The sequence below is a fragment of the Sphingomonas sp. BL-S-25 genome (genome assembly GCF_055521555.1).
Map to the genome: position 1 here is coordinate 2,024,372 of NZ_CM145486.1, position 15,113 is coordinate 2,039,484.

Below are 15,113 nucleotides of genomic sequence, written 5' to 3' on the forward strand. Positions count from 1 at the left end.
GTCCATCCAGGACATCCAAGTGGAGGCTCGCAATGTATCATCACCCCACCCGGTTCGATCGCCATACCGAGCCTGCCCTACCGTTCGTCCCGACGGCCCGGATCGGACGCATCCTTCTGGTGGAAGAGGCGCAGGAGGCCCGGCGATCCATCCTCTCGCATTTGCTCGATCGGCAATGCAGTGCCACAGGCTGCGGCGCGATGGACGTGCTGAGGCATCTCCAGCATCAGCCGTTCAGCCTGGTCCTCGTCAACGCGCGATGCGGCGCATTCAGCGGCCTCGACATCCTGCGCCAGATTCGCGGACGCTCGCATGTGCCGGTTATCCTGTATCGCGACGGGCCACCGGCCGACATGGAGCGGATCATCGGGCTCGAACTGGGTGCTGACGATGTCCTGTCAGGGCCGCTCAATCTCGACGAGCTCCTCGCGCGCGCCCGCGCGACGCTTCGGCGTCAGCAGCTTGGCCGGCTCGACCCGGCACCGATGCAGGGCGGCTATCGCTTCGAAGGCTGGGAGCTCAGCCATGCGACCAAGCAGCTGACCTCGCCCTCAGGCCAGGCGGTCGGTCTGACCAAGAGCGACTATGCGCTGCTGAACGCGCTGCTCGAATCTCCGGGCAGACCGCTGTCCCGGCTGCACCTGATGCGGGCGACAAGGGCGCATGAAGACATTCACGACCGCAGCATCGACGTGCAGGTGCTTCGCCTCCGGCGCAAGCTGGGCCGCACGGCGTCGGGCGAAACCTTCATCCGCACCGAGCGCGGCTTCGGCTATGTCTTCGATGCGCAGGTGCAGCCGTTATATTAGGATCGGCTTGCGCTCTTGATGCACCTGCCCTGACGATGCGACCGGCGGCGACCCTGAGCCCGGACGACGCAAACTCCCCGGGGTGGTCCCGGTGACCGCCTTGAACGCGGCAATGAAAGCAGGCGCGCTTTCATAACCGACCGCCAATGCGACATCCTGGATCGCTTCCCCGGCGGCAAATCGGGTCAGGGCGCAGCAGATTCGCGCATGGCGGCGGAATTGGCGAAAGGTCATGCCCGTCCCCGTGACGAACAGCCGCAACAGCGTCCGCCGGCTCGCACCCGATTGAGCCGCGAACGCGTCAAGCGACCGCGGATCGGCCGGATCGGCGAAAATTGCCTCGGCGACGCGCTGCGCCCGTGGATCGATGGGCATGCGGACGCCGCACCGGACGGGCCGGCTGCGCTGCAGGTCCTCGACCAGGATCGACCTGCCATGACGCGTCTCGAAGACCGGATAGTCGCTCTGGAGAATGGCCGTGAGCGTCGGACTGATCGGCAGGAGATCGTCGGGCCCCGCCGCAATGCCGTCCGCTTCGGTCAGCACGAGCGTGGACGGACGTAGCGACGTCAGGCGCGTCAGTCCCGGAGCCGGCGTAACGATCGCGTGACCCGCAGGCACGATCCGGGCCGGGCCGGGCGCCTCGATCCGAACCAGACCCGTCAGGACCAGCGCGATCAGCGGCGACCGGTGCGGCATGAGCTCCACGATCTGGTTCGCCTCGACGCGTCTCCGCTCAAGCCACTCTGCGGGCTCGTCTTCATGGGTCGGGCAGGGCGATGAAATCAGCATAGCGCGATCTTCCTGGCCCGCCCGACCCCGCGCAATTGCAGCGGGGTTACATCTGACACCTCCAGACTACCGGCGGGCCCTGTCGGACTGCGTCGGTAGGTCTGGCACCGCTGCTGTCCCAACCGCGACGGCATTTGGCTCCGGGCGAGAGCGACCCTTTCACGCCCCGCCCTAAGCCGGACTAGCCCGCGGCCGACTGCCGCGGCGCAGTCCTGGAGATACATATGAGACGTCTTGCCTTTCTTCCCCTCGCCCTTGCCGGAGCCTTGATGGTCCAGCCGGCCTTCGCCCAGTCGGACGCATCGTCGGACGAGGACCAGGGCCGCTTCTATGTCGGCGGCTTTGTCGGCGCCCGGTTTGGCGACGATCAGACGTTCCGCGGGGCGACGGTCGCAGGCGATCCCCGCAAGATCGAGACGACCAGCGATGCCGACGTCATGGGCGGCGTGGTCCTGGGTGCAGTGGCCGCTCAGGGCGACTGGGGACGGGCGCGCGTGGAGGGCGAGCTTGGCGCCAGCCGCAATTCGCTCAAGCGGCTCAAGCTGAACGGTACAGGCCGCGAATTGCTCGAGGGTCGCACCTCGATCACGACGACGATGGTCAACCTGATCTACGACACGCCAAAGGTCGGCAATCTCGTACGATTCTCGGCAGGCGGCGGCGTCGGCATGGCGGGCGTCGATTACGACATTCGCTACAAGGTTGCCGCGGCGGGGCCCGCGATCACCATCCCGACCAGCGCGTCGGGGCATCTCGCGTTCCAGGTGATCGGAGGCGCGTCGATCGCCCTCGGAAAGCGCGTCGAACTGACCGCCGACGTCCGTTATCTGCACGTCACCGGGCATCAGGTCGAACGCTTCAACGCGACCGCGGGAACGCTGGACTCGGTGCTGCAGACGCGCAGTCACAATCTGGCAGCGACCGCCGGCTTCCGTTTCTTCCTCTGATCGCCTGATCCGGTGCCGACCTGGATCGGCGAATGGCGGCCCATCGCATGGTGGGTCGCCGCTTTGCGTTACCGATCGTCATGAACTGGCCGATAATCGTTACGGCTGTGATGTGTCCTATTCTGGATCAGCCGCGCCAAACTTAAACAGCCGGGCCTGCTTTTGAGGCGTGTTTATTGTGAGGCTCCAGTGGCATTTATCGATACGGCTGAACTTAGTTCACAGGTCAAGTCCGCCCGCGTTCTGGTCGTCGATGACGACCCGGCGATGCAACGCATGATCGTCGGCTATCTGACCGAGCATAATCTTCGCGCGAATGCCGTGTCGGGCCGCCAGGGTCTCATCCATTCGCTTGTCTCGCGCGAGCCCGATCTCGTCATTCTCGATCTTCATCTCGGCGAGGATGACGGGCTCGACGTGCTGCGCGAACTGCGCACCAAGAGCGTCACCCCCGTCATCCTGATCACGGGCAATCGGCGCGAGGAGATCGATCGCGTCGTCGGACTGGAACTGGGCGCGGACGATTATCTCACCAAGCCCTTTGGCCTGCGAGAGCTGCTGGCGCGCGTCCGCGCCGCCCTGCGCCGACGCTCGATGGATCGTCTCAGCCCCGCGCGACAGCGTGAGGCTGTCTTCACCTTCGCCGGCTGGCGGTTCGATCAGCGCAATCGCGAACTGGTTTCGCCCCCCGGTGACGTCGTTGCACTGACCAAGGGGGAGTTCGCGCTGCTGAGCGCCTTCGTCCAGGCACCGCATCGCACGCTGTCGCGCGAGCATCTGCTCCAGTCGACGCGGGTGCATGAGGACGTGTTCGATCGCAGCATCGACGTCCAGATCCTTCGCCTGCGCCGCAAGCTCGAGGATGACGCCCAGGCGCCTCGATTCATCAAGACCGAGCGCGGGGTCGGATATCGGTTCGACGTGGACGTCGAGGTGCTCTGAAGTGCCGGGGGAGGCCGCGTCTCCCGCCCATGAACGTGTCGCGGCCGGAGCCTTCTCGCGGTTCCGGTCCGCTATACTGCGCAGGGCTCGTCGGCAGGGCATAGGACCGCCGGCAACAGTTCGGCCAATTCCTTTCGTCGCAATGGATAGTGGAGCTTCGCGGCCGGGAAGGCGGCGTGGAGCGACTGGCCCAGCGGCGTGGCCAGCAAGAGCGGCAGGGGGGATGACGCAACCGACAGCGTGCCCGCCAGATCGAGCACGACATCCGCATCCTGCGACGCGATCAGGGCGGCATCGCACTCCGCCAATACCCCCGACATCGCGACCTGGTCCGCGCTCAGCGACATCGAACAGGGTTCGTAACCGAGTTCGGCCAGAAGCTCCTCTTCGACCGGCCGTTCGCCCGGCTGCCCCAGCAACAGGATGCGGGCGCCATCGCCCGGAATGCTATAGGCGTCGCTATCGGCGATTTCGGGAAGCCATACCGTGAAGCGCGCGCCCCGGTCGAGATTCTCGACGTCGATCGTGCCGCCATGATCCTCGACGATCTCCCATGCGGTCGACAGGCCAAGGCCGGTCCCGGCGAGCTTCATCGTGAAAAAGGGTTCGAACAGCCGCGGCCATGCCGTGCTGGCGATGCCAGGTCCGTCGTCGCGGACCGACACCAGCCCGTAACTTCCCGGCGCCAGGACCGCGTGACTGAACTTGCGCGGGGCCACAAGAGTCTCCCGCCCGGTCGTGATCAAGACCGGCTGGTCGCCGCTGACATCCCCTGCATTGTTGCAGATGTTGAGAAACACCTGCTGAAGCTCGCTTCCCGCACCCATCACGAACAACGGGTCGCCGCCGGCCTGAAACTGAAATGCATCGCGGCGCGACGATGCGGTCAGAAGCTGGACCGTCTCGCGCAGGACTGCGATGAGATTGGTCGGGGATTTGCTCGTTCGGCCCTGTTTGGCGAAGTTCAGGATCTCGTCGACCAGATCGCGGGCCCGCTCGACGGCGGTCGATATCTCCGCGAAATGCTGATGCGCGGGCGAATGTTTGCGGGTCCGCTCCCGTCCCATCTCGGCAAACCCGCCGATCGCACCGATGATGTTGTTGAAGTTGTGCGCGACGCCGCTGGCCATTGCGCCGATCGTCTCCATCCGTCCGGCTCTGGCAATGGTGCGCTCGAGGCGTTCGCGCTCCAGCTGCAGCGCCTCGCGGCGCGCACCGTGCGCGATCGCGACGATGGCCGATGCGATGCCGGCCATATGATCCGGGCGCAGGGCGGAAGCGGGACCGTGCGGCTCGAAGCCGATGACGACCTGATGGGGCTCCGGCGTCCGCAACAGCACCAGGTCCCTGACCCCGGCGGCGCGCATCGCCCGGGTCAATCCGGTGTCCGCATGGCACCCGCGTGTCGATATGACGACGCGGTCGTCGACCCAGGCGCCGCTCGTCTCCGCGGTCTGGACCAGCCGACAGAACCATTGCTGATCGTCATCCGTTTCGCCGGCGGAAAAATGAGAATGGCTCGGCACGCCGGAGATCGTCAGGCGCAGCCTCCTGGCGCCCAGATGCGATGCGAGCCGGTCGACCGCACTCTGGACCCGGGCGGTGAACGTCGCGTGTCCGGTATCGATCAGCGGCATCGCGATCGCCGCACTCAGCCTTTCATTGTCGGCCTGGGCCTGCAGGTCTCGCGTCCGTTGCCGGTGTGCCAGGATCAACGCGGTCAGCGTCGCGGCGAGCATTGCCAGCAGGACTCCGAACGACACCTGCAAATGCCGTATCTCGTCCCCTCGAGTGGTAGCTTCGGCGCGCAGCAGGGTCTGCAACCGGTCGACCCGCTCCTCGATCCGCATGCCACGGATCGACTGGAGCAGCGTATCGATCTCGGGCAGGACCCGCACGAGCAATCTGGCGTGGGAAACCAGTTGTGCCTCCGGACCGGTGGCCGAAGTGCGCGGCAGTTCGTCCAACGCGGCGCGCGCCTCGCTGACGGTCGATGCGCTGGTGTCCAGCGTCAGCTTCAGGATCCATGCGGACAGGATATTATGGTCGCCGATCTGCGCGCTGCCATGGGTGGTGAACCGGTTGAGCGAGTTTTGCAGCAGGGCATTGTGGCTCTTGAACCGCTCGACCAGCCTTTCCTGGCGGTTGGCTGCGGCGATGATCTCGCCAAGCACCTTCCGGGCTGGCGCCTCCATCGACAATTGCTCCAGTTCCGCCAGGCTCTCGCTTGCCGCCACCAAATCGGCGTTGACCGGATCATAGTTTCTCAGCAGCCCAGCCCGCGCCGTCAGCAGGTCGACCTGCAAGGTCCGCTCCGCCAGCGAATAGCTCATGATCCCGTTGCTGGCGGCGGTGGACCAGCGCCGCATGTCGCTCATCGTTCGCAGCGCCAGGATCGCGACGACGACCGTAGCAGTCATGAGGATGACGCTGGCGAGCCGGAGAAGCGCAAGCCATTTCATTTCGGTCGTCCCGGCAGGGTGCGGCTGAGAGGCTTGCCCTCGTAATGGCCGGTCAGGGCCGCGAGAAATGCGGCGATATCCTCAGCATCGCGATCGCTGATGGCGAGGTCGAGCTGGGCGCGTCCCATCTGGCGAACCGCCTCGGGGAGCGATGCGACACTGCCATCATGAAAATAGGGAGGGGTGACGGCAACATTCCTGAGGCTGGGGACGCGCAGGTAGCGGGGATCGGGCTTGCCGAGCGGATGGAAGATGCCGCGACGCTGGAACAGATTCCCGCCGAGGTTGGCGCCCTGATGACAGCTCGCGCAGCCTAGGACGTTGAAGCGGTTCAGCCCGCGCTGCTGACGCGAGCTGAGCGCGGTCCGGTCGCCGCGCAGCCAGCGATCGAACGGGGCATCGACTGTGACCAACGTGCCCATGAAGGCGGTCAGTGCCGTGGCGACCGCCATGTCGCTCGGTGGCGCGCGATAGACCTTGCGAAAGCGCGACATCATGTCCGGGTCCGCGGCGAACCGGCGCGCGGCCAGGCCCTTGCCGCCCATCAGATGTTCGGTAGTCAGTGCCTGAAATGTGAAGTCGCGCAGGTTGCGGGAGCTTCCCGTCCAGCCGAAGCGGAAATTATGGACGCTGTTGAACAGCGTTGGCGTGTTCCACGGGGTTGCCTTTCCGGCATCGCCCCGATCGATCGCGGCGGGCGAAGCGCCGTTTGTCGCAAGGTCATGGCAGGATGCGCAGCTCAGCTTCTGCGATCGGGAGATTCGGCGATCGAAGAAGAGGGCGCGTCCCAGAGCGATCTCGGCGGCATCGCCTCGCGGCAGGCCGGGGAGTGGGGCAAAGGCGGTCTGTGACCCCTGGCCCGCCGGGGCCAGAGGCTGAGCGACACTGACCCTGAACAGCAGCGCGCCGAATAGAAGCGCGAATATCCACGCCAGCGGCGAGCCCGCAACGGAGGAGCGGAGGGCTGTCAGCATGCGGATGGTCTCGAGGTTGGCGATTGCTCCCTTCCGGGCGCCTCCGGCCGAATGATCGCAGGTGCATGCCGCGGGCTGCCGATCCTGTCGTGGCGGTATCTTTCGCGCATCTCTCACTCTGGCCCCGTTAAGCTGACCAGCGATCGGTTGTCCGCGCTTCAAACCGATTTCGGCACAGCCGGAGGCGGTTACAGTCGTAGCCCCATCATTCCTGTCTGCCCGTCCAGCGTCGGTCGGCGAAAGCGCTTCTGTCGTAGCCTTTTGGCGGCCCGCTGAAATCGCGACGTAGCTGCTCCCGGCAATTCCGGTCGCCTGTTTCGGGAGACTGTGAATGCGTTCGGGTGATGGCCAGGCTGAAGATCTGCAGGACTTTGAACGCGAACTCGCCGCCGCGGCGATCGAGCGGATCGACATCGCCCGGCCCCGGCTGTTTCAGCTCGGCCTCGCACCACGATATTTCGCGCGGATGCGACGCGAGGCGCCGGTCCATCATTGTACCGATGGCGCCTTCGGCGCCTATTGGTCGATCACGCGGCATCATGATGTCGAACAGGTCGAACTCGACACCGACGCTTTCTCGTCCGACCACGTGAACGGCGGGATCACCATAACATCCCGCCCGGACGATCCCCAATTCCTACCCTCCTTCATCGCCATGGACCCTCCGCGCCATACCCAGCAGCGACGGGTGATCGCGCCTGCCTTCTCGCCTCAGCGATTGGGTCAAATGGGGGGACAGATCCGAACATGGTGCGAGGAAATCCTCGACGGTCTTCCGGTCGGCGAGGCGTTCGATTGGGTCGATCGCGTGTCGATTGAACTTACCGCCCGGACGCTTGCATCGCTGCTCGGCTATCCGCTCGACCGGTCGCGCGACCTGATCCGCTGGTCGGAGGCGATGGTGGCCCTGCCCGGCACGCCGGCCTGTCCCACGCTGGAGGACAAGCTGCGCGTGATGAACGACTGCTTCGCCACGTTCGAGGCGATCTGGCGCGAGCGACTGGCGGCGCCGGCCGGAGACGATCTGATCTCGATGCTGGCGGGGCGACCCGAGACGCGCGACATGGCGCGAGACGAATTTTACGGAAACGTCATGCTGCTGATCGTCGGCGGGAACGACACGACCCGCAGCAGCATCAGCGGCAGCGTTGTCGCATTCGATCGATTTCCGGCCGAACTCGAAAAGCTTCGCGCCGAGCCGGGGCTGATCGCTGGGCTCACGCCCGAGGTGCTGCGCTGGCAGACGCCGATCGCGCATATGCGCCGGACGGCGATGCGCGATATCTCGATCGGGGGGCGCGACATCGCGAGAGGGGACAAGCTGATCCTGTGGTACCTGTCTGCGAACCGCGACGATGCGGTGTTCGAGCGGGCGGATGACTTCATCCTCGATCGTCCCAATTCGCGGCGCCATCTGTCCTTCGGTGTCGGGATTCACCGGTGCATCGGCGCACGACTCGCCGAGTTGCAGCTCCGGACCCTGTGGGAGGAAATCCTCGTGCGTTTCCCGCACATCGAAATGCTGCGGCCGCCGGTGCGAACCTTCTCGACCTTTACCCACGGCTACTCCGAGCTTCAGGTGCGGATCCCCGCGCGGTTGGACTAGACGGCGGGGCGGGGCGTGCCTTGAGCAAGCGCCACCCCGAGCCACAGCGCCAGTCCGGCAAGGATGCAGCCTGCGGCGTGCGGCGCGCCGGGCTGCGCGGCCGAATAGCCGAGCAGGGCGGTGGTCGACAGGGCACCGGGCATCGTCAAGTGGCGGATCAGCAGCATCGGCGTCCCGCCCAGCGCCCATAGGGCGGCCATCGGGCTTGCCGCGGGCACCATGCCGGCACCTGCGAGGGCGCTGGCGTCCGGCACCAGCTGAACAGCGCCGTCCAGCACCACGGTGGCCGCCACCAGGGCAACAAGGCCTCGGCCCATGGCCGCACCGGGCGTGCGACGCGTCGTCAAGCGTGCACCGCAACGAGCTGGATCCCCAGCACCACGAGGATTACGCCGGTGATACGATCGAGCTTCGGGACAACGCCCGGCCGCTTCAGCCACGGGCGAATGCCACCCGTGATGATCGCGAGCACCGAGAACCAGATCACCACGATCAGGCTGTGGGTCGCTGCCAGGAACACGGCTCGGCCCTCGCCGGCAGCGCCTGCAGGGATGAACTGGGGCAGCAGCGTCAGATAGAAGGCGCCGACCTTCGGGTTGAGGATATTGGTGACGAACCCGCGGCCTGCCGCTGCCGTGATGGTGCCGCGCGCTTCGCCATCGCTGATGAAGGTCGGTCGCGGGCGCAGCAGCAGATTGGCGCCGAGCCAGGCCAGATAGGCTGCGCCGGACCAGCGCAGCAGGTCGAATGCCAGCGGCCACGCATCGACCAGCGCACCCAGGCCGAAGGCCGCGGTGCCGCCCCAGCACAGGCATCCGGCGGCAATGCCCACGGCGGCGCCGATCCCGGCCGGCGGCCCCTCCGCCGTTGCGGAGCGGAGAACCATCGCCGTGTCCAGTCCGGGCACCATGGTCAACAGGGTCGCCGTCACCAGGAAGGCGGCATAGCTTTGGGTCAGCATCGAACAGTCTCGCAATCTGGGAGCGCGCACGGCGCCCATTGGATTGCCGGGATGTGCGCTTTGGGGATTGCGGCTCCGCTTCATCGCTGCCGTCGCGCGGCTGCAGTTGTAATGATGCAGCGTCGCGGTTGCGGCGGGTCAGCGCTGGGCGATGATGATCGTGCCTTTTTCCGCTGGCGACAGCACATGATAGCGCACAGTCGAGAAGCCGGCCCGCGCCAGCATCCCCGCCAGTTCGGCATAACCGAAGGTGCGGGTTCCGGTCTCCACCAGCAATGTGAGCCCGAACGCCGCGCCGAACAGGCCGGGCGTGGTCTCCGCCGGATAGTCGTGGATGATCAGCTTGCCGCCATGGCGCATTGCCCTGGCCATATGCGCGAAGATCCGCTCATTCTCCTGAGCGGTCATATTATGTGCGATCGAAAGATAGAGAACGATGTCATAGCCCTCGCCCCAGTCGAGATCGCGGATATCGGCGGGCCGGACCGCGATCCGCTCGGCGAGCCCCGCCTGGCGAATGCGCGCGCTGGTACCCTGGAGTGCGCTGTCCAGATCGACGATCGCCGCCTCCAGCCCGGCATGCTGCCGACACAGGGCGATCGAGTGCACGCCGTGCGAACCGCCCAGGTCGAGCAGCCGTGCGGGGCCATCGGGCAGTTCGATCAACCGCGCGAGATCGGGCGCCAGATGATGGGCGAATGCGCGCATGTACCGAGCAAAGCGCGCGCCCAGCTCGGGCGTCTCGTCCATCCGGTCCCACAACAGCCGCACCGGCTTGCCCTGGCGCACTACCTCGGTGAGTTCGCCCATGATCTCCCAGGCGTCGGCGGTCCAGACGAGCCCGGCCGTATAGTCGGTGTCCCCGCGGCTGGTGAACCAGCGCATCGTTGCCGGCGTGTTCGCCACGCGATCGCCCTGGCGTTTCAGATGACCGGCTTCGATCAGGAAGGTTGTCAGCCGCGCGACGCCGGCCTCGCTCGATCCCAGGGCTGTGGCAAGCACGGCATTCGTCAGCGGCCCGGCCGCGAGCGCCTCGAACAGGCCGATCCGGCCGGCGGTGATCAGCGCCGATGCCCGCATCATGTCCAGATAGGCATGCAGCATCGGCAATGCCTGCGCCGACATTTCCCGCCCGGTCTGCGATGCCCCGTCGGCACGGCAATCGAGGCCGAAATCGAATCCGCTGAAACTCTCATCCATATCGAAACCTCATGCATCCGCGTCTTCCAGCGGACTGCAGGTGAGAGGTCACGACGCGGCTTCACGGCACTTGCATCGCGCTACCTATGAAACAGGGGCGACGTTGCAGATGTTCAAGATATGATGATCCATAAAATGCTGAATGAGCTACTATAGTAGCGATGGATGGCGAATGAATTGACGGTCAACCTCGACATCATGTTCATGGCGAGAGTGTCATTCAGTTGGAATCTGCCGTGAATATTAAGGAAAAACTGATCCGCATCGAAACATCGCACGGCGCTATTGCGGTCGCGGACAATGGTCGGGCGGGGCTGCCGCTGGTCATGATCCACGGCAACTCGACCTGCCGTGGTGTCTTTGCCCGCCAGATGCAGGATGAGGTGCTGGCGCAGCGGCGGATCATTCGGTTCGATCTGCCGGGACATGGCGACTCTGCCGATGCCGCCGATCCGCAGCTAAGCTATACCCGGCCCGGGCTGGCCGACCTCGCGCTCGAAGTGCTGGAAGCGCTCCAGGTGCGCGAAGCCGTCATCATCGGATGGTCGCTCGGGGGCCACATCGGCATCGACATGCTGTCGCAATTTCCAGGCGCAGCCGGTCTCGTGATCACCGGAACGCCGCCGGTCGGCCGAGGCGGGATGGCCGAAGGGTTCGCTGCCCCGCCGCAACAGGGATTGCCGGGCAAGGGCAGTTTCACGATGCCAGAGGCGGAGCGGTTTGGCCGTGTGATTTTCGGGTCGCCTGTCGAACCCTTTGTCGTGGACGCGATCCTGCGGACGGACAGCCGCTTTCGTGAAATCCTGTTTCAGGCGGCGCGCGCCGGTCTGGGACAGGATCAGCGTGCCGTCGCGGAAACCAGCACGGTGCCGCTTGCGGTCATCAATGGCGCCGACGATCCGCTGATCAGGCTCGATTATCTCGACACGCTCGATTACGCGAATCTGTGGGACGGTCGGTGCCACCGCCTGCGCGGCGTTGGTCACGCCGCCTTCTGGCACGCCCCGCGCCAGTTCAACCAGCTGTTGAATCGCTTCCTGAGCGACGTCGGCGCGTGAACCGGCCGCGCCTGATCCCGCCTGTGCGTCAGCGGATGCAATCGCTCAAGGGATCATCGCGCTGCGTGATCCCGCGGCTGCGAAGATCGCTGCCTCGCAGCAGGTCGAGATCGTCGGAACAATAGGAGCGGATCAGGCCGTTGATTGCCCGGGCGGGCGCCGGGTGCGGCGGCGGCGCGTCCGGCCCGGGGCGAGGCTCGCGCGCGGGGCCGTCCTGGAGCAGATCATCGGGCATTGCGACAAGCAGGTTGAGGATCAGCAGCGACCCGATCAGCGACGCCGTCAGCGCGGCTGCAACTCTCGTTATCTTCATGGGCACCTTCGTTCAAAGCGACGGTGCCGGGGTATCGGCGGACAGATGCGATCAGGCTTCAGCCCCGCCCGATCCCGTTTCAGGAGTAAGGCGGGCTCGGGTCAGTCCGCCGCCGCGCGTGGGCGGCCGGCGAGGATCGATGCGAGGATCAGCCCCCCGATCATCCCGACATGCTCGGTCGCGGTGTGAAAGGTGATCGTCCGGAACGGCTCTTCCGTGATCGACCAGAAATGATGGACCAGGGGAATCGTCAGCGCGGTGAAGATGCCGAGCGCGCCGGCACCCAGCCAGGCGAGCCGATTGGTGATGATCAGCAGCGATCCCGCGAGCTGGACGAGGATGGTTGCCGCCGCGATCAGGGCAGGCGGTTCCAGCCCGAAATGGGTCATCTCGGCCATGGCGCCCTGGAAGTCCGCCAGCTTCGACAGACCGCTGCCCCAGAAGGGAAAGGTCAGGGCGATGCGTCCGGCCAGCGCAACGGGTCGAGTTTGCAGGAATTTCTGAATGGCGGCGCTCATGGGCATACTCCGGGAGGTTGGGTCGGGTCGGGGCCGAGGAAGGGCGGGCGAGGGCAGCGGCTTCATGCCCTTCGCCGATCGAAAGTTCCGCGTTCGGGAGAGAAGCTCGATCGATCGCGCGCTCGGATAGTGCGACACCGCATACAGCACGAGCGCATCGATCATGAAGCCGTGGATCGTGGGCGGCTCGACGCTACGGGGATCTGGTTCAGCGGGCATCGCGCCTTTCTGGCGGCCGCCAGCGACGAGGCGATTTCCGGTCCCTCGCGCATGGCTACCGCTGAAACCCGCTTCGCCCGGGTGGCAGATGAGGAGGACGGGCGGCGCAGAAGGCCGCCCGCCATCACGTCAGTCCTGCCGGGGGAGGACATTGTTGACGGTGCGGTCGCCCGCCTGCCAGCGGCGCAGCGCTTCGTGCGCGCTCGCGCGCTGGGCGGCGGTCACCGTGTCCAGGCCCTCGGGCTCGTTGCAGAATTCGAGCATCTGGCCATCGGGATCCTCGATATAGAGCGACCGGGCATAGCCATGGTCGAACATCATCGGCTGATAGCCGGCTTTCTCCAGCCGCTCGCGAAGCGCGGCCTGCTCAGTCTCGTCGGCCTGAAGCGCGAGATGGACGAACAGACCCTGGCGCTTGGCGGCGTTGCGTTCCTGGATCTCGCAGTCGGCGAAATTGAAGAAGGACAGCGCACAGCCGTCGCGAAGCGCATATAGTGCGAGGCTGAACTCATGGACGACACCGCCCAGCGTCTCGCTCTCGATCCAGAAGCCGGTCAGCGGAATGCCGAGCACATCCTCATAGAACTGGCGCGTGCGCTCCTGATCGGCGCAGACATAGGCGGTATGATGCAGGCGGGTGGAGAAGGGGGCGAGCGCATCCGAGGATGCGGCCTTTTCGAGCAGATCGGTCGTCATGGGCAACTCCTTGAACCGGCTTCCTTGCCGGCCCGATCGAGCTACCGGGCGCGTGCTACCGCAACATCACCCCGACACGGCTGCTTGTTTACCGACGTAGCGGGCGCGCGGCCCGCCAGCGCATTCAGCGCGCGACCGGCATCACCTCGCGAACATGCCGGGGCAACCATTCCCACAGCCGGACGATATCGCCCACCGACGAGGCATTCAGCTTGCGCATGACATTGCCGCGATGGAGCTTCACGGTGATCTCGCTGATCCCCAGATCGTGCGCGATCTGCTTGTTCAGCCGTCCGGTCGCCACGGCGTGAAGGACTTGACGCTCGCGCGGTGTCAGGGTCGCGACCAGTGCCTCGTAATGCCGCGCGACATCTTCGGCGGCGCGGCGCCGGCGATCCTGCTCGATCGCGACCGAGACCGCATCGAGCAGCGTCTGGTCGCGACAGGGCTTGGTCAGGAAATCGACCGCGCCGAGCTTCATCGCCTGGACACTCATCGCGATGTCGGCATGGCCGGTCAGGAACACGATCGGCCTGCCGACGCCGTTGGCGATCAGGATGCGCTGGACATCCAGCCCGCTCAGGCCCGGCATGCGTACGTCCAGGATGAAGCAGCCGGGACGGTCGGGCAGGTCCGCCTCCAGCATGTCCCGGCCGGACTCGAATCCGATGGCCTCGATCCCGACCGTGTCCAGCAGCGCGATGATCAGATCGCGAAGCAGCGGATCGTCATCGACCACGACGACAAGCGCGTCCGCCTGATCGTCCCCATCCTGACCGCAGGGGCGGGGAAGGCTCTCGGGCCCGCGCATCGGGCCGCGCGACACCCGTGCGCCGCTGCGATGGGGCAGGCGCACCTCCTGGCGCATCTCGGGCCGGGACCGGGCGGTCGCTTGGGTCATCTCTCGTCACTCCTTCGCCTGATCGGGTTCGCTTCCCCGGATTGACCGTTGGATCGGTGGGCCGACTCCAACACGCATCGATCGGTGGGTCGTCCATCCCGGGCACGCTGACCTGTCCGCGCCGTCAGCCATTGCGCTTCAGGACGATCGTCCGTCGGCCAAAGGCGATGCAGTCGCAGGAATAGGCGCCGGCCCCGAGCAGCAGGATCGCGCCTGCTGCCAGAAGCTGCGTCCCGGTCGCCGCCGGCGGCGTCCCCCTGAGCAATCCCGTCAGCATCATCGCGATCCCGAGCGCGGCGCAGGCGCGGGTCCAGAAGCCCAGAGCCAGGCCGACAACCAGCACGATCCTGATCCAGGGCGGGGCCATCGCGGTCGCGGCATCCGGCGCGAGCAGGATCGAGGCGGCGACCGAAAGGCGGAGGAGCAGGAGCCCCGTGCCGACACGGCCGTCGGGATAAGTGGCGATGATGCCAGGCATGAGCCGATCTTAACCGCGCTGCGGAATGCCCGGCATCCCGATATGGGGTAGTGTCGAACTGACCTTTTGGGGAATGGCGGCGCCACGCGATCGGGATAACCTGGCGCGGTCGCCGTGCCGGTCGAGAGGGACGACATGCTGAACTCCACGAACCGGCCCCGGTGCCGGCGCGGCCGGACTATCCGGCCCATGCTACGGCGAGATCGTCGGGGTGCCGCCGCTTGTTTACCGACGTAA

The 15,113-nt window shown here is 66.0% G+C and carries 16 protein-coding genes; 5 read left to right on the plus strand and 11 right to left on the minus strand.

What is annotated here, in order from left to right:
* Nucleotides 1-32 precede the first annotated feature (32 nt).
* Nucleotides 33-809 (plus strand): winged helix-turn-helix domain-containing protein, encoded by a 777-nt coding sequence (locus ACZ1H8_RS09815; RefSeq protein ID WP_465181113.1) that lies wholly within the window; start codon nt 33-35, stop codon nt 807-809.
* Here ACZ1H8_RS09815 and ACZ1H8_RS09820 read toward each other — a convergent pair.
* Nucleotides 801-1,601, minus strand: coding sequence for an AraC family transcriptional regulator (locus ACZ1H8_RS09820; RefSeq protein ID WP_465181114.1), 801 nt, complete (start codon nt 1,599-1,601; stop codon nt 801-803). The genes ACZ1H8_RS09815 and ACZ1H8_RS09820 overlap by 9 nt on opposite strands.
* Nucleotides 1,602-1,870: 269 nt before the next feature.
* On the opposite strand from ACZ1H8_RS09820, the gene ACZ1H8_RS09825 reads away from it, so the two are divergent.
* Entirely contained in the window at nt 1,871-2,548 is a 678-nt protein-coding gene (locus ACZ1H8_RS09825) for an outer membrane beta-barrel protein (protein ID WP_465181115.1), read from the plus strand.
* Nucleotides 2,549-2,737: 189 nt separating this feature from the next.
* Nucleotides 2,738-3,490 carry a response regulator gene (locus ACZ1H8_RS09830; protein WP_465181116.1) on the plus strand — a complete coding sequence of 251 codons (753 nt, stop codon included), beginning with the start codon at nt 2,738-2,740 and terminating at the stop codon, nt 3,488-3,490.
* A gap of 71 nt (nt 3,491-3,561) precedes the next feature.
* Here the strand turns inward: ACZ1H8_RS09830 and ACZ1H8_RS09835 are convergent, their stop codons facing one another.
* Nucleotides 3,562-5,910: a DAHL domain-containing protein gene (locus tag ACZ1H8_RS09835; RefSeq protein WP_465181117.1), complete on the minus strand. Its 2,349-nt coding sequence runs from the start codon at nt 5,908-5,910 to the stop codon at nt 3,562-3,564.
* Nucleotides 5,911-5,948: 38 nt separating this feature from the next.
* Nucleotides 5,949-6,926, minus strand: coding sequence for a cytochrome-c peroxidase (locus tag ACZ1H8_RS09840; protein WP_465181118.1), 978 nt, complete (start codon nt 6,924-6,926; stop codon nt 5,949-5,951).
* 331 nt (nt 6,927-7,257) lie between these two features.
* On the opposite strand from ACZ1H8_RS09840, the gene ACZ1H8_RS09845 reads away from it, so the two are divergent.
* Nucleotides 7,258-8,532: a cytochrome P450 gene (locus ACZ1H8_RS09845; protein ID WP_465181119.1), complete on the plus strand. Its 1,275-nt coding sequence runs from the start codon at nt 7,258-7,260 to the stop codon at nt 8,530-8,532.
* On the opposite strand, the gene ACZ1H8_RS09850 is transcribed toward ACZ1H8_RS09845, so the two are convergent.
* From ACZ1H8_RS09850 to ACZ1H8_RS09860, 3 genes are all read right to left on the minus strand, one after another.
* The gene (locus tag ACZ1H8_RS09850) at nt 8,529-8,849 is read right to left on the minus strand and encodes a hypothetical protein (RefSeq protein WP_465181120.1); all 321 of its coding nucleotides are present in this window, start codon (nt 8,847-8,849) and stop codon (nt 8,529-8,531) included. The two genes, ACZ1H8_RS09845 and ACZ1H8_RS09850, sit on opposite strands and share 4 nt — an antisense overlap.
* A 26-nt stretch (nt 8,850-8,875) precedes the next feature.
* On the minus strand, nt 8,876-9,493 hold the full coding sequence (locus tag ACZ1H8_RS09855; protein WP_465181121.1) for a LysE family translocator: 618 nt from the start codon (nt 9,491-9,493) through the stop codon (nt 8,876-8,878).
* A 138-nt stretch (nt 9,494-9,631) separates the two neighbouring features.
* Nucleotides 9,632-10,693 (minus strand): class I SAM-dependent methyltransferase, encoded by a 1,062-nt coding sequence (locus tag ACZ1H8_RS09860; protein ID WP_465181122.1) that lies wholly within the window; start codon nt 10,691-10,693, stop codon nt 9,632-9,634.
* 236 nt (nt 10,694-10,929) lie between these two features.
* Between ACZ1H8_RS09860 and ACZ1H8_RS09865 the strand changes: the two genes are divergently transcribed.
* The gene (locus tag ACZ1H8_RS09865) at nt 10,930-11,751 is read left to right on the plus strand and encodes an alpha/beta fold hydrolase (RefSeq protein ID WP_465181123.1); all 822 of its coding nucleotides are present in this window, start codon (nt 10,930-10,932) and stop codon (nt 11,749-11,751) included.
* A gap of 28 nt (nt 11,752-11,779) precedes the next feature.
* Here the strand turns inward: ACZ1H8_RS09865 and ACZ1H8_RS09870 are convergent, their stop codons facing one another.
* From ACZ1H8_RS09870 to ACZ1H8_RS09890, 5 genes are all read right to left on the minus strand, one after another.
* Entirely contained in the window at nt 11,780-12,064 is a 285-nt protein-coding gene (locus ACZ1H8_RS09870; protein WP_465181124.1) for a hypothetical protein, read from the minus strand.
* A 101-nt stretch (nt 12,065-12,165) separates the two neighbouring features.
* Nucleotides 12,166-12,582 carry a DoxX family protein gene (locus ACZ1H8_RS09875; RefSeq protein ID WP_465181125.1) on the minus strand — a complete coding sequence of 139 codons (417 nt, stop codon included), beginning with the start codon at nt 12,580-12,582 and terminating at the stop codon, nt 12,166-12,168.
* A 348-nt stretch (nt 12,583-12,930) separates the two neighbouring features.
* Nucleotides 12,931-13,497, minus strand: coding sequence for a VOC family protein (locus ACZ1H8_RS09880; RefSeq protein ID WP_465181126.1), 567 nt, complete (start codon nt 13,495-13,497; stop codon nt 12,931-12,933).
* A 124-nt stretch (nt 13,498-13,621) separates the two neighbouring features.
* The gene (locus tag ACZ1H8_RS09885) at nt 13,622-14,398 is read right to left on the minus strand and encodes a response regulator transcription factor (protein ID WP_465181127.1); all 777 of its coding nucleotides are present in this window, start codon (nt 14,396-14,398) and stop codon (nt 13,622-13,624) included.
* A gap of 124 nt (nt 14,399-14,522) precedes the next feature.
* A complete protein-coding gene (locus tag ACZ1H8_RS09890) occupies nt 14,523-14,876 on the minus strand; it encodes a hypothetical protein (protein ID WP_465181128.1) in 354 nt (117 codons plus the stop codon).
* Between the last annotated feature and the right edge of the window lie 237 nt (nt 14,877-15,113).